Origin of the sequence: Kitasatospora arboriphila, from assembly GCF_039528095.1 — a bacterium.
Lineage (GTDB): Bacteria > Actinomycetota > Actinomycetes > Streptomycetales > Streptomycetaceae > Kitasatospora > Kitasatospora arboriphila.
In genome coordinates, this window is the sequence record NZ_BAAALD010000008.1 from 102,626 (window position 1) to 116,356 (window position 13,731).

The window sequence follows — 13,731 nt, forward strand, 5'->3', positions numbered from 1 at the left end:
CAACCTCCGGCACGCCACGAACGGGCGATGCCCGGGAATCCCAGCGGATTCCCGGGCATCGCCCGTTCTGCGTTCGTGCCGGTGCCTGCGTCCGCCGTCAGGAGCGCCCGGCGCGCAGCTCGGGGAGCTGCAGCATCTCGGTGTCCTCGTGCGGCGTCAGGTCGACCACCTCGGGGCGGCCGTGCTCGGCGTCCGCCAGCGGGGCCGGCTCCGTCCGGGCCGGCTCCACCGGAGGGGCCTGCTCGGCCGAAGGCGCCTGCTCCACGGGGAGGGCCTGCGCCGCGGGGGCCGCGTAGCGGACGCTCTCGGCCAGGGCCTCGTCGCCGACCACGTCGGCCAGGTCGGCCAGGTCGGCCAGGTCGCCGACGGCGGGCGCCGGGGCGGCGGCCCGCAGTGCCGCGGCGGTGGCGGGCCGGCCGAAGAAGCTGAATCCGGGGCCCCGCCCGGCCGCCCGGACGCGGGCGGCGGGCACGACGGTGCCGGTGCGGGGACGCAGCGCGGGCGGTGCGGTGAGCGGCCGGTCGGCAGCCGGCTCGGGGGCCGGCACGACGGCCGCCGGGGCGGTCTCCCGGGCCTTCGGGCGGGCGACGGGCACCGGCTCGGGCATCCGCGGCCGGAGCTCCAGCTGGGCCCGTGCCTCGCCCTCGCGGCGGCGCGCCTCCGCCTCGTTGCCGACGCGCTCCAGGTGGCGCAGCGCGGCGGCGGCCCGCACGTACGCGGCCGGGCTGGCCGGGTGCTTGGGGCGGGCGGCCTCCAGGGCGCGCTTGGCGGCCTCGGCCTCGCGCATGGCCTGCTCGGCGACCGCGACGGCGCGCTCGCGCAGCAGGCGGGCGATCTCGGTCTCGGCCTTGGCGAGCCGGGACTTCTCGGCGGTCAGCCGGCGGCCGAAGCGGGTGGCCCGCTCCTCGGCGACCTCGGCCGCGTACTCGGCCTCGGCGAGCTGCTCCTCGAACCGCTCCTCCAGGCGCAGCCGCCTGGTCGCGGCGAGCTGCAGGGCGGCCCGGGCCGCACGGTCGCGCTGGCGCAGCAGGAGGCCGAGTCCGACGGCCGCGACCACGGCGGCGACGCCGACGGAACGCGCCACCACCGGATCCGGTGTGGCCACCAACGCGGCCACGGCGGCGAGCACGAGCACACCGATGGCGACAGGTGGCGCGTAGCGGCCGAGGACGGAGGAATGACGGTGGCGTCCACGAGACATGCCAAGAAACTAGCGTGCGAATCGGGGCCCTGTCAGCCTCGCCACTCATTCGGCTCTTGACAGCCCGTCGGAAATACTCGGCGCTCTTGGGCAATCACGTGCCGTTACCATGGCGGGCGTCATTCCGACCGTTGAGCGAGGTGCCCGTGTCCCCCGGTTTCCGTGTGCACCCAGGCGAGTTGACCGCGGCCGGGCAGGCCGCCCGGCGGACCGCGGAGCAGCTGCGCGCCGATGCCCGTGCGGTGCTCGGTCCGGCCGACGCGGCGGCCGCGGCGCTGCCGGGCTGGCGGACGGCCGCCGCGCTGCGGGACTGCGCCGATGCGTGGCACCGGCTGTTCGAGCGGCTGGCGGACGACCTCGGCACGATCGGCGCCGATCTGGTGCGGACGGCCGACGGCTACACCGCCGCCGACGAGTCCGTCCGCCGCAGCCTCACCCCGGCGGGCTGAGGTGGACGCCGCCGCGCTGGCCGCCGCCCGGCCGGCCGAACTGCCCGCCGCCGCGACCGCGTACGGCGCCCTGGCCGCCGCGCTGGAGGGGCACCACCAGGCGTGGGCCCGGCAGACCGCGGGCGGGGTGCACGGCTCCGGCTGGCAGGGCCGGGCCGCCGAGCTGGCGGGTGCCGCGGTCGACCGGGCCACCGGCCGACTGCAGGCGGCCTGGGTGGAGCTGACGCTCGTCCAGGAGACGCTGCGTCAGGCGGCGGAGGCCTTCGCGGTGGCGCAGGCGGCGATGCCGGGCGATCCCGCGGGTGCGGTCGCGGCGGCGGTGAGTGCGGTCACCGCCGGCGCCGAGCGGCTGACGGCACTGGCCGCGGCGGCCCGGGACGGCCGGGCGCTGACGCCGGCCGCGGCGGTGGCGGGCCTCGGCCGGCTGTCCGACCCGCGGGAGCCGCTGAACGCCGCGCTGCGGGCGCTGCTGCCGCCGCCCGGCGCCGGCCCCGGCGAGGTCGCCGCCTGGTGGCGCGCTCTGGCGCCGGGCGCCCGTGCGGCCCTGACGGAGGGTCGACCGGACCTGGTCGGTGCCCTGGACGGGCTGCCCGCCCGCGACCGGGACCGTGCCAACCGGCTGCAGCTGTCCCGGCTGCTGGAGCACCCGGACGTGCTGCCCGGCCCGCTGCGGGAGGGCCTGCGGGCGGTCGCCGCCCGGCTGGCCGAGGGCGATCCGGCGGGCGGCGACCTGCTGCTGCTCGCGCTCGGTGCACAGGGCCAGGGCCGGGCCGTCCTCGGGTACGGCGACCCGGACACCGCGGACGACGTGGCGGTGTACGTGCCGGGCTTCGGCACCGAGCTGGCCGCCGCGGGTCGCGGGGACGCCGAGCGGGCGGAGCGGATCCGCACCGCGGCGGCCCGCTGCGGGGGCGGCCGGACGACGGCGGCGATGGTGTGGCTGGGCTACGACGCCCCGCCGAACGAGGGGCTGAGCCTGCGCTCCGCCGAGGTCGCGGGCGACGCCCGGGCGAAGGCCGGCGCGGCCGACCTGAACCGCTTCCTGGGCGGGCTGCGGGCGGCCCGGCCGGGGGAGCCGGCGCACGTCACCGCGGTCGGGCACAGCTACGGTTCGCTGGTCGTCGGGCTCGCCGCCCGGCAGGACGGCACCGGGATGGACGACGTGGTGCTGGTGGGCAGTCCCGGGGCCGGGGTGGACCGGGCGGACCGGCTGAGGGTGGGCGCCGGCCACGTGTACGTCGGGGTGGCCGAGCACGATCCGGTGGGACGGCTGCCGGCCGGTTCCGGGGTGGCCGGCGGGATGCTGCTGGGCGGCCCGGCCGCGGCGGCGCTCGGGCAGGCGGCCGGCCCGGACGAGCTGTGGTTCGGCCGGGACCCGGCGGACGCCGGCTTCGGTGCGCACCGCTTCGAGGTGGCACCGGGCGATCCCGAGCACCCGTTCGCCAGCCACTCCGCGTACTTCGACGCGGCACCGGACGGGCCGTCCGCCTCGCTGGAGAACATCGGCCGGGTGGTCGCCGGGCGGGGCGCGGAGACCACCGCGGTGCCGCCGCGCTGAACCCCGCGCCGGAGTCCGGAACGGCCGGACCCCGGAAGGGGCGGGTCAGCGCGGGGAGGGCTCGGCCGGGTGGCGCCGGCCGTTGTCGTGGTCCTCGGGCAGCCGGAGGATGTGCTGCAGCCAGAGCGCGGCGGCCATCACGGCGGCGCCGGCCAGGACGGCGAAGCCGGCGGTGACCGCCTGCGACTTGCGGGCGGCGATGTCGAGCTGCTCCAGCAGGTAGACCCCGGTGCCGGCGTAGATGCCGGTGACCACCGCGGAGACCAGTGCGCTGGCCTGCGCGAGCACCAGGGCCCGGGCGGCGTGCAGCGGGTCCACGCCCTTGGCGTCCGGCTGCCGCTCGCGGACCGCCTTCAGCCGGGAGCGCAGCGAGATCGCGGTGGCGAGCAGCACCACGGCGACCGCCGCGAGCACCAGCGGTGCCGCGGCCGGGACACCGGGCAGGCTGCCCAGCGACCCCCAGAGTTTGGCCCCGGACCAGGAGAGCACCCCCGCCACGGCGGTGATGCCGAGCAGCAGGCGCAGACGGAGCGGCTTCACGCGGACGATGTCCTTCCCGGCGGAGGCGACGGACTGCTGTCCCTGACGGACCGTCGCGGTGCGGCGGTGCGTGCCCACCGTACCGGGCCGTCGCGCGCCACCTGTACGGACGGCCCGGCGGGCGGGGAAGTTCCCGCCCGCCGGGCCGTGCGGCGGTCCTACTCCGGCAGGCGCAGCTGCAGGTCGGCGCGGCGGCGGACGCCCTGGGCGTCCTCGCCGCCGAGCTCCTTCAGGAGGTCGGCGACCTGGCCGCGGCCGGGTACCTCGGCCGTGGGGTCGGCGTCCAGCCAGGGGGCGAGCACGAAGGCGCGCTCGTGGGCGCGCGGGTGCGGCAGCAGCAGGTGCGGGTCGTCGCTGAGGACGCCCTCCACGGCGAGGATGTCGACGTCGAGGGTGCGCGGGCCCCAGCGGACCTCGCGGACCCGCCCGAACGCGTCCTCGACGGCGTTGCCGCGCTCCAGCAGCGACTCGGCGGGCAGCGTGGTGCGCAGCAGCACCACGGCGTTGAAGTAGGACGGCTGGTCGGCGGGGCCGCCGACGGCGTCCGTCTCGAACACTCCGGAGACCGCGGTCACCTTGATGCCCGGGGTGTCGGCGAGGGCGTCGACGGCTCCCTGGAGGGTCTCCAGGCGGTTGCCGAGGTTGGCGCCGAGGGCGATCGCGGCGTGGCGGACGGTCTGCAGGGTGGAGTCGGCACTGTCCACCCGGCGCTCCAGGTCGAACGTGGTCGGCGAGGCGGTCGGGTCACTGGTGCTCATCGGGTTCCCTCTGCGGCTCGGGGGCGGGGCAGCCGGCACGTCATGCGCGGCCCCGGTGGATGGTGACGGTCACGTCGTCGAACGGGACGGTGATCGGGGCGTCCGGCTTGTGCACGGTGACCTCGACCTCCTGGACGGGCTCGTGCTTGAGGCACTGGTCCGCGATGCGCTGGGCGAGCGTCTCGATCAGGTCGACGGGGTCGCCGGCGATCACCGCGGTGACCTCCTCGGCGATCACGCCGTAGTGGGCGGTCTTGGTGAGGTCGTCGCCCGCCGCGGCCGGCCGGGTGTCCAGGAAGAGCACGAGGTCGACGACGAAGGTCTGGCCCTCGAGGCGCTCCCGTTCGAAGACGCCGTGGTGGCCGCGGGCACGCAGGCCCCGCAGGGTGACGCGGTCCAGCAAACGAATCACTGCTCCCAGGAAGACGGCCCCGACCGAGGACAGGGCGAAGGCGGGCACCGTCGCCCGCCGTCCCTCGAATCTACCTCCGGGTGCCCGCGGTCCAGACCGTCTACCCGGCAGGGCGGGGCGCCACGCGCGCCGGATCGGCGATTGACGTGAACGTTTCGTGCCGTTCCGGCGACGCTGCGGGGCCCTCCTGCGGGGTCAGTCCTCGTCCTCGTCGTCTCCGCTGGTCAGAACGGGTGAGCCGTGGTGCGACCAGATCCGCCAGCCGTCCTGGGTGCGGCGGAAGAGGTTGGTGGAGACGACCTTGCCGCCGACCAGCGGGCCGAGTTCGCCCTCCTCCTCGGCCTCGCCGCCGGAGAGGATGTTCTCGGTGCAGGTGACGAGGGCCACATCGCCCTGCACCTCGCACTCGACGTCGGTCAGGAAGAACTGGATGTACTCGGTGTTGGCCATGATCAGCATGTACGAGCGGGTGACCTGGGCCCGCCCGCGCAGCACCGGCCAGCCCGGGTGGACGCAGACCACGCCGGTCTTGTCGTCGGCGTCCCCGGCGCCCAGCCAGATGGCCTCGACGGCCTCCAGGTCGCCGTTCTCCAGTGCTTCGTAGAGCGCCTGGTTCGCCGCCAGGACGGCCTCGCGGTCCACTTCCAGGGCCGCCGCCCGGTCGCCGCTCATCGTGCCGCCTCCGATCGGCGGGCCGGCCTCGTCGTCGTCCCGCACTGTGTCTCCTGCCGGGCTCCTGCCACGCCTACCCCCTTCGGGCGGCCTGCTGCCAGGCCGCGACCACTCGTACGGCGTCCGCCGTGCCGGCCACGTCGTGCACCCGGACGGCCCAGGCGCCGGCCCGGGCGGAGAGCACGGAGACCGCCGCGGTGGCGTCGTCCCGCTGCCTCGCCGGGCGCAGCTCCCCGGTTTCCGGGTTGGCGAGCAGCGTACCCAGGAAGCGCTTGCGCGAAGCGGCGACGAGCACGGGGCGGCCGAGCGCGGTCAGCGCGTCGAGCCGGCCGAGCAGGGCCCAGTTGTGCTCGGAGGTCTTGGCGAAGCCGAGGCCGGGGTCGAGGACGAGCTGCTCCTCCTTGACGCCGGCGGCCAGCAGGGCGGCCACCCGGGCGGTGAGTTCGGCGGTGACGTCGGCGACCACGTCGTCGTAGACGGCGAGGGAGTCCATGTCGGCGGACTGGCCGCGCCAGTGCATCACCACGAAGGGCGCGCCGGTGGCGGCGACCACCTCGGCCATCCCGGGGTCGGCGAGGCCGCCGGAGACGTCGTTGACCAGCCGGGCGCCGGCCTCCACCGCGGCGGCGGCGACGTTCGCCCGCATGGTGTCCACCGAGACGACCGCGCCGGCGGCGGCGAGCTCGCGGACGACGGGGACGACCCGGCGCAGCTCCTCCTCCTCGGTGACCCGCTGGGCGCCGGGCCGGGTGGACTCGCCGCCGACGTCGATCAGGTCGGCGCCCTGGGCGGTGAGCCGCAGGCCGTGCGCCACCGCCGCGGCCGGATCGAGCCACAGGCCGCCGTCGGAGAAGGAGTCGGGGGTGACGTTCACCACCCCCATCACGGCGCAGCGGTCGAGGGTCGGGAGGCCGGGCAGGTTGTCCATGGGGCCATTATCGAGCCACCCGGCGGCCGGATCGGGCCGCCGGAACGCGCCCGCGGCGGGCACCGGGGTCCGGTGCCCGCCGCAGGCGGGTGGTGCGGGCCGTGCCGCGCGGCCGTCGGTCAGGCGGCCTCGGTGACCGCGGCCAGCCGAGCCTGGTCGGGCTCGGGCATGAGGCCCTGGCGCTGCTTGGCGCGGCCCAGGCGCGGCATGCCGAGGGTGATGAAGGCCTCCGCCTGCATCGCCGCGAAGCCGATCCGCGGGAGGTCCCGGGTCTGCTTGTAGACGAGGAAGCGGGGCTCCCACTCCGGCTGGAACTTGGCGTTGAACTTGTACAGCGACTCGATCTGGAACCAGCGGGAGAGGAACACCAGCAGGCCGCGCCAGGCGCGCAGCACCGGGCCCGCGCCGATCCGCTCGCCGCGGGCGAGGGCGGAGCGGAACATCGCGAAGTTCAGCGAGACCCGCTTGACGCCCATGGCGGGGACGGCCTGCAGGGCGGCGACGATGAGCAGCTCGTTGAGGCCGGGGTCGGCCTCGCGGTCGCGACGCATCAGCTCCAGCGAGATGCCGTCGGGGCCCCAGGGCACGAAGTGCAGCACCGCCTTGAGGTCGCTGCCGGGCGCGCCGGCCGGCTCGCCCTCGGCCGGGGCCTTGTGGGCGGTGACGACGACGCAGCGGTCGTCGGTCGGGTCGCCGAAGCGGCCGAGCGCCATGGAGAAGCCGCGCTCGGTGTCGGTGCCGCGCCAGCGGCAGGCGGCGTCGGCGATCTGCCGGCGCTCCTCCAGGGTGAGGTCGCCGACCCGGCGGACCTGGCAGGAGTAGCCGTTGCGCTCGATCCGCTTGACCATCTGGCGGACGTTGCGCATGGCGCGGCCGGAGAGCGAGAAGGTCGCGGTGTCGACGATCGCCTCGTCGCCGAGCTCCAGCGCGTCGAGGCCGGCCTCGCGCGTCCAGACCTCGCCGCCGACCTCGCTGCAGCCCATCACCGCGGGGACCCAGGCGTGCTCGCGGGCCTCCGCCATGAAGACCTTGATCGCGCCGGGCCAGGCCTCGACGTCACCGACCGGGTCGCCGGAGGCAAGCATCACGCCGGAGACGACGCGGTAGGAGATGGCGGCCTTGCCGGAGGGCGAGAAGAGGACGCTCTTGTCGCGGCGGAGCGCGAAGTAGCCGAGCGAGTCGCGGGTGCCGTGGCGGGCCAGCAGCTCGCGGACCTTGACCTCGTCCTCGACGGTGAGCTCCGGCTCGGGCTTCTCCGGGCGCAGCAGCAGGTAGGCCGAGGTGAAGGCGGTCAGCAGGCCGAGCGCGCCGAGCGAGTAGGCGACCAGGTCGGAGATCCGGTCGGAGCCGTAGCGGATCGGGCCGTCGAAGCCGAAGAGGCCGTAGACCGTCTCCTCCAGGCGCTGGACCGTCGACGGGTCGCCGATCTCCGACTTCGGGTGGACGCTCACGATCAGCAGGCCGAGCAGGACGCTGAAGACGCCCATGACGACCAGGTTGGCGAGCGCGCGCCAGCGGGTGCGCGGGTCGGCCTTGGCGTAGAACTCGCGGCGGTGCACCAGGATCACCGCGAACAGCACCAGGGAGATCACGGCGGGGCCGGTCTGGTGCCAGCGCAGCAGGTGCAGGGCGGCGCCCATGGGCAGCAGGACGACGACCGCGCGCCAGGCCCGCCGCTTGCGGCGGCGCAGGGCGTGGGCGAGGAGCACCAGCAGGACGCCGACCATGAGCGTGCCCGCCGCGGCGAGCGTGGTGGTCGCGCCGGGCAGCTGCCCGGCGAAGGTGTGCATCCGGGTGTGGCGGAGCTTCGGGAAGACGGCGCTGCAGATGTCGAGCAGGCCGATCAGCAGGCAGGCGTAGCCGACCACGCCCGGAAGCCAGGCGCGGGGTACGGCCGCGGCCTGGGTGCGCAGCGTCTGCAGCCCGCCTCGGCGGGGCTGCTCGGTCGACGGCTCAACGGACACGGGAACGCTCATGGAAGTTCAGCGTAGGGGCTGATCCGGCTCGTCCTGTCACTCCGAAGTAGGAGTTGTGATGGACCTTCATGACTATTCCTTGATCGGGCAATCCGCTGGTCAAGAAGGCCCCGCCGGCGGGCATGCCGGTCGGGCGCCTCCCGGGCCGAGGGGGAGCCTGGGGACGGGTGGTGGACCGCTCCCGGGCCCGGTCCGGCAGGGGACCGGGCGACCGGACGGCGGTCGCGGGGACGGCGCGCAGCGGCCGTCACGACGGGGACGGTGGTTCACGCACTGCACTCGGTGGACGCCGCATTCTAGGGCCTCGGTTGCACCCGGATCAGCACCCCGGGCGGCGTCGGAATCCGACGCCCGGTCAGGCTAGCCCCGGTGGCCCGGGGTGGTGGGCGAACGCACGATGAACCCTGGCCCCACCCTGCCCGACGGAAGGCGCCGCCATGGAACTGACCAGCAGGTCGCTGGTGTACTCGCTGATCGCGACGGCGGTCGCGGGCCTGGCCGCCACCCTCTGGCTGTGGCCCCGGTTGGCCCGCCAGCGGCCGCTGCCGGTGCTGGGGCGCCTGGGCCTGCTGACGGTGGTTCAGGTCTCGGTGCTGGGGGTGCTGGCGCTGGCGGTCAACAACACGTACAGCTTCTACACCTCGTGGAACGACCTGCTGCACCCGGGCGGGGCCGCCCTGGCGCTGACCAGCTCGGAGCACGCCAAGGGCGCGGCGCCGGACTCCCAGAAGCTGGTCGAGCCGACCTCCGAGGGCGGGCTGGAGACGGTGAAGGACGTGCTGCCGGCGGGCAGGCCGGAGGAGGTCGGGCGGGTCGACTCGGTGAAGGTGACGGGCACCGAGTCGGGGCTGTCCGACCAGGTCTTCGTCTACCTGCCGCCGGAGTACTTCGTCCCGAAGTACGCCCGCGAACGGTTCCCGGTGATGCTGGCGATCGGCGGCTACCCCGGCCCGTCGCTGCACCTGGTGGAGGGGCTGCGGGTGCCGCAGACGGTGTCGGAGCTGGAGCGGGCCGGCCGGATGTCGCCGACGATCGTGGTGATGGCCCGGCCGACGGTGGCGCCGCCGCGGAACACCGAGTGCGTGGACGTGGCCGGCGGCCCGCGGTCGGAGACCTGGTTCACCAAGGACGTCCCGACGGCGATCAGGTCCGCCTACCGGGCGAGCCACTCCCCCGCCTCCTGGGGGGTGTTCGGCTACTCGACCGGGGGGAGCTGCGCGCTGCGGATGGCGATGCGCAGTCCGGACGCCTTCCCGAACGCGGCCGCCCTGCACGCGGACTACCAGGTGCCGAACGACCGCTGGACGGACGGCGACCTCTTCCGGGGCGACGCGCAGGCCGCCTCGCAGTCGGACCTGAACTGGCGGCTGAAGAACCTGCCGGCCCCGCACGCCTCGCTGCTGGTGGTCAGCACCAGGACGGAGGACAACTACCAGGCGACCCAGCAGTTCCTGGCCACCGCCCAGCAGGTCGCGGCGAACAACCCCGACTTCACCGTGGACTCGCTCTTTCTGGACGACGGCGGGCACAGCTTCGAGACCTGGCGCCGGGAGCTTCCCGCGGCCCTGGAGTGGATGAGCGACCGGCTGGCGCCGCCGCCGGACCGCGAGCCGCGGCAGTAGCGCGGCCCGCCCCGGGGCGGGCCGCGCGGGGTGCTACCGGGCGGCGATCAGGCTCATCGCCTCGGCGCGGGTGGCCGGGTCGCGGAGCTGGCCGCGGACGGCCGAGGTGATGGTCTTGGCGCCGGGCTTGCGGATGCCTCGCATCGACATGCACATGTGCTCGCACTCGATGACGACGATCGCGCCGCGGGGCTCCAGGATGCTCATCAGGGCGTCGGCGACCTGACTGGTCAGCCGCTCCTGGACCTGCGGGCGGCGGGCGTAGACGTCGACCAGGCGGGCCAGCTTCGACAGGCCGGTGATCTTGCCGGTGGTGGCCGGGATGTACCCGACGTGCGCGACGCCGCGGAAGGGCACCAGGTGGTGCTCGCAGGTCGAGAAGACCTCGATGTCCTTCACCAGCACCATCTCGTCGTGGCCGATGTCGAAGGTGGTGGTGAGCACGTCCTCCGGCTGCTGCCAGAGCCCCGCGAATATCTCCTTGTAGGCGCGGGCCACCCGGGCCGGCGTCTCCAGCAGGCCCTCGCGGTCCGGGTCCTCGCCCACGGCGATCAGCAGCTCGCGCACCGCGTTCTCGGCGCGCTTCTGGTCGAAGTGCCCGACGGCGGGCTCACCGTCGAGAGTCACCGGGTCGATCATGCGGGCCTCGCTTGCCTCATTGCCAGTGGATGGTCGTTCGTCGGGCACCGGGCCCGGCAGCACGAATGCCGCGCCTCCAGGGTACAAACCCCGGTGGCGCGGCATTCATTCCGTACGGGCGGCCGCTCAGCTCTCGGTGGAGCCCTCGGCGGGCGGCAGCTTCATGACGTCCACCGGGGCGGCCTCGTGGGAGGAGGCGACGCCGTTGGTCAGCGCCAGCTCCTTCGGGGACTGCACCGGCGGGCGGGTGGAGGGGGTGCGGCGGGAGGAGCCCGTCCACGCGGGGCGGGCGGGGCGCTTCACGATCGTGGAGAAGATCTCGGCGATCTGCTCCTTGTTCAGCGTCTCCTTCTCCAGCAGCTCCAGCACGAGGTTGTCGAGCACGTCGCGGTTCTCGACCAGGATCTCCCAGGCCTCGTTGTGCGCGTTCTCGATGAGCTTCTTGACCTCCTCGTCCACCAGCCCGGCGATCTCCTCGGAGTAGTCGCGCTGGTGGGCCATCTCGCGGCCGAGGAACGGCTCGGAGTCGCTGGAGCCGAACTTGATCGCGCCGAGGCGCTCGCTCATGCCGTACTGGGTGACCATCGCGCGGGCCGTGGCGGTGGCCTTCTCGATGTCGTTGGACGCGCCGGTGGTCGGGTCGTGGAAGACCAGCTCCTCCGCGGCGCGGCCGCCCAGCATGTAGGCCAGCTGGTCGAGCATCTCGTTGCGGGTGGTCGAGTACTTGTCCTCGTCCGGGAGCACCATCGTGTAGCCCAGGGCGCGGCCGCGGGACAGGATGGTGATCTTGTGGACCGGGTCCGCGTTCGGGGAGGCCGCCGCGACCAGGGCGTGGCCGCCCTCGTGGTACGCAGTGATCTTCTTCTCGCGGTCGGACATGATCCGGGTCCGCTTCTGCGGGCCGGCCACGACGCGGTCGATGGCCTCGTCGAGGACGAGGTTGTCGATCAGCTTCTTGTCCGAGCGGGCGGTCAGCAGGGCCGCCTCGTTGAGGACGTTGGAGAGGTCCGCGCCGGTGAAGCCGGGGGTGCGCTTGGCGACGGCCGAGAGGTCGACGTCGGGCGCGATCGGCTTGCCCTTCTGGTGCACCTTGAGGATGTCCAGGCGGCCCTGGAGGTCGGGGCGCTCGACGGCGATCTGCCGGTCGAAGCGGCCCGGGCGCAGCAGCGCCGGGTCCAGGATGTCCGGGCGGTTGGTGGCGGCGATCAGGATGACGCCGCCCTTGACGTCGAAGCCGTCCATCTCGACGAGCAGCTGGTTCAGCGTCTGCTCGCGCTCGTCGTGGCCGCCGCCGAGGCCCGCACCGCGGTGCCGGCCGACGGCGTCGATCTCGTCGACGAAGATGATCGCCGGGGCGTTCGCCTTGGCCTGCTCGAACAGGTCGCGCACCCGGGAGGCACCGACACCGACGAACATCTCGACGAAGTCGGAACCGGAGATGGAGTAGAACGGCACGCCCGCCTCGCCGGCCACGGCACGGGCCAGCAGGGTCTTGCCGGTGCCGGGCGGGCCGTACAGCAGCACGCCCTTGGGGATCTTGGCGCCGACGGCCTGGAACTTCGACGGCTCCTGCAGGAACTCCTTGATCTCCTGGAGCTCCTCCACCGCCTCGTCCGCGCCCGCGACGTCCGAGAACGTGGTCTTCGGGGTGTCCTTGGTGAGCAGCTTGGCCTTGGACTTGCCGAACTGCATGACCCGGGAGCCGCCACCCTGCATCTGGTTCATCAGGAACAGGAAGACGAGGACGATGATGACGATCGGCAGCATCGACAGCAGGAGGCTGACGAAGGTCGACTGCCGCTCCGGGGTGACGGTGTAGTTGTTGGGCAGCTGGCCGTTCTTGTACGACTGCTGGAGCGTGTCGGCGATCGCGTTCGCCTGGCCGTCCGAGACGTACGAGGCCTGGAACTTGCTGCCGCTGGGGGCCTTGCCGTTGGCCTTGGCCGGCAGCTGCTGGCCGTCCTTCAGCTCGATCTTGATCAGGTTGGAGTCACCTGTGGTGAGCTGCGCCTGCTTGACCTGGTTGCTGTTGATCGCCGCAATGACCTGGCCGGTGTCCGCCGTCTTGTAGCCGCTCGAGTCCGAGACGACCTGCATCAACACGATGACGGCGAGGACGGCCAGCACGATCCACATGATCGGCGCACGGAAGTATCGCTTGACGTCCATCCATGCGGGGCGTTGCCGCCCCGTCCCTCCTGCCACTCGACGGCGCTACGCGGCCTCGGCCGCGGCGCATCCGGTATCTGCTCATGAGAAGAGCGGTTCATTGGACCGTACCGCAGTACCACCCGCGCGTGGCGGGAGCACGACGGCACGACGTATTTTCCTACCTCGGCACAACGGGTGGGAACGGCGTGCTGTTCCCACCCGTCGCCCGGACGGCGTCAGCCGCCGTAGACGTGCGGCGCCAGCGTGCCGATGAACGGCAGGTTGCGCAGCTTCTCGGCGTAGTCGAGGCCGTAGCCGACCACGAACTCGTTGGGGATGTCGAAGCCGACGTACTTGACGTCGATCTCCACCTTGGCGGCGTCCGGCTTGCGCAGCAGGGTGCACACCTCGAGCGAGGCGGGGCGGCGCGAGCCGAGGTTGCCGAGCAGCCAGGACAGCGTCAGACCGGAGTCGATGATGTCCTCGACGATCAGCACGTCCCGGCCGGCGATGTCGGTGTCGAGGTCCTTGAGGATCCGCACCACGCCGGAGGACTTGGTGCCCATCCCGTAGGAGGAGACGGCCATCCAGTCCATGGTCACCTGGGAGTGCAGCGTCCGGGCGAGGTCGGCCATCACCATGACGGCGCCCTTGAGCACGCCGACCAGCAGCAGGTCCTTCCCGGCGTAGTCCCGGTCGATCCGCTCGGCCAGCTCAAGCAGCTTGGCGTCGATCTCGTCCTTGCTGATGAGCACCTTCGCCAGGTCGGCGCCCATGTCGTTCTGATCCACCGGGGATACGTCCTCAAACGTTCGGGGTCTGTGT

At 73.8% G+C, this 13,731-nt stretch carries 13 protein-coding genes; 3 read left to right on the plus strand and 10 right to left on the minus strand.

Annotated elements, in window-relative coordinates; translation table 11 throughout:
* Positions 1-97: 97 nt before the first annotated feature.
* Positions 98-1,201, minus strand: coding sequence for a hypothetical protein (locus ABD353_RS06810; RefSeq protein ID WP_344622563.1), 1,104 nt, complete (start codon positions 1,199-1,201; stop codon positions 98-100).
* Positions 1,202-1,380: 179 nt separating this feature from the next.
* On the opposite strand from ABD353_RS06810, the gene ABD353_RS06815 reads away from it, so the two are divergent.
* Together ABD353_RS06815 and ABD353_RS06820 are read left to right on the plus strand one after the other, a co-directional pair.
* A complete protein-coding gene (locus ABD353_RS06815; protein ID WP_344622564.1) occupies positions 1,381-1,650 on the plus strand; it encodes a hypothetical protein in 270 nt (89 codons plus the stop codon).
* 1 nt (position 1,651) lies between these two features.
* Entirely contained in the window at positions 1,652-3,208 is a 1,557-nt protein-coding gene (locus ABD353_RS06820) for an alpha/beta hydrolase (RefSeq protein WP_344622565.1), read from the plus strand.
* Between the two features lie 45 nt (positions 3,209-3,253).
* Here ABD353_RS06820 and ABD353_RS06825 read toward each other — a convergent pair whose 3' ends face one another.
* From ABD353_RS06825 to ABD353_RS06850, 6 genes are all read right to left on the minus strand, one after another.
* Positions 3,254-3,748, minus strand: a complete 495-nt coding sequence (locus tag ABD353_RS06825; RefSeq protein WP_344622566.1) for a DUF3180 domain-containing protein — start codon at positions 3,746-3,748, stop codon at positions 3,254-3,256.
* Positions 3,749-3,906: 158 nt separating this feature from the next.
* Positions 3,907-4,506 (minus strand): 2-amino-4-hydroxy-6-hydroxymethyldihydropteridine diphosphokinase, encoded by a 600-nt coding sequence (gene folK, locus ABD353_RS06830; protein WP_344622567.1) that lies wholly within the window; start codon positions 4,504-4,506, stop codon positions 3,907-3,909.
* A gap of 40 nt (positions 4,507-4,546) precedes the next feature.
* Positions 4,547-4,906 carry a dihydroneopterin aldolase gene (gene folB, locus ABD353_RS06835; protein WP_344622614.1) on the minus strand — a complete coding sequence of 120 codons (360 nt, stop codon included), beginning with the start codon at positions 4,904-4,906 and terminating at the stop codon, positions 4,547-4,549.
* Between the two features lie 207 nt (positions 4,907-5,113).
* Entirely contained in the window at positions 5,114-5,590 is a 477-nt protein-coding gene (locus ABD353_RS06840) for a nuclear transport factor 2 family protein (RefSeq protein WP_344622615.1), read from the minus strand.
* A gap of 73 nt (positions 5,591-5,663) precedes the next feature.
* The gene (gene folP / locus ABD353_RS06845; protein WP_344622568.1) at positions 5,664-6,518 is read right to left on the minus strand and encodes a dihydropteroate synthase; all 855 of its coding nucleotides are present in this window, start codon (positions 6,516-6,518) and stop codon (positions 5,664-5,666) included.
* Positions 6,519-6,637: 119 nt separating this feature from the next.
* Positions 6,638-8,494 (minus strand): phosphatidylglycerol lysyltransferase domain-containing protein, encoded by a 1,857-nt coding sequence (locus tag ABD353_RS06850; protein ID WP_344622569.1) that lies wholly within the window; start codon positions 8,492-8,494, stop codon positions 6,638-6,640.
* A 437-nt stretch (positions 8,495-8,931) separates the two neighbouring features.
* Between ABD353_RS06850 and ABD353_RS06855 the strand changes: the two genes are divergently transcribed.
* Positions 8,932-10,116, plus strand: a complete 1,185-nt coding sequence (locus ABD353_RS06855) for an alpha/beta hydrolase (protein ID WP_344622570.1) — start codon at positions 8,932-8,934, stop codon at positions 10,114-10,116.
* Positions 10,117-10,149: 33 nt separating this feature from the next.
* Here the strand turns inward: ABD353_RS06855 and folE are convergent, their stop codons facing one another.
* From folE to hpt, 3 genes are all read right to left on the minus strand, one after another.
* Positions 10,150-10,755, minus strand: a complete 606-nt coding sequence (gene folE, locus ABD353_RS06860) for a GTP cyclohydrolase I FolE (protein ID WP_344622571.1) — start codon at positions 10,753-10,755, stop codon at positions 10,150-10,152.
* A gap of 126 nt (positions 10,756-10,881) precedes the next feature.
* Positions 10,882-12,924 carry an ATP-dependent zinc metalloprotease FtsH gene (ftsH, locus tag ABD353_RS06865; protein ID WP_344622572.1) on the minus strand — a complete coding sequence of 681 codons (2,043 nt, stop codon included), beginning with the start codon at positions 12,922-12,924 and terminating at the stop codon, positions 10,882-10,884.
* Between the two features lie 218 nt (positions 12,925-13,142).
* On the minus strand, positions 13,143-13,697 hold the full coding sequence (gene hpt, locus ABD353_RS06870) for a hypoxanthine phosphoribosyltransferase (RefSeq protein ID WP_030268775.1): 555 nt from the start codon (positions 13,695-13,697) through the stop codon (positions 13,143-13,145).
* Between the last annotated feature and the right edge of the window lie 34 nt (positions 13,698-13,731).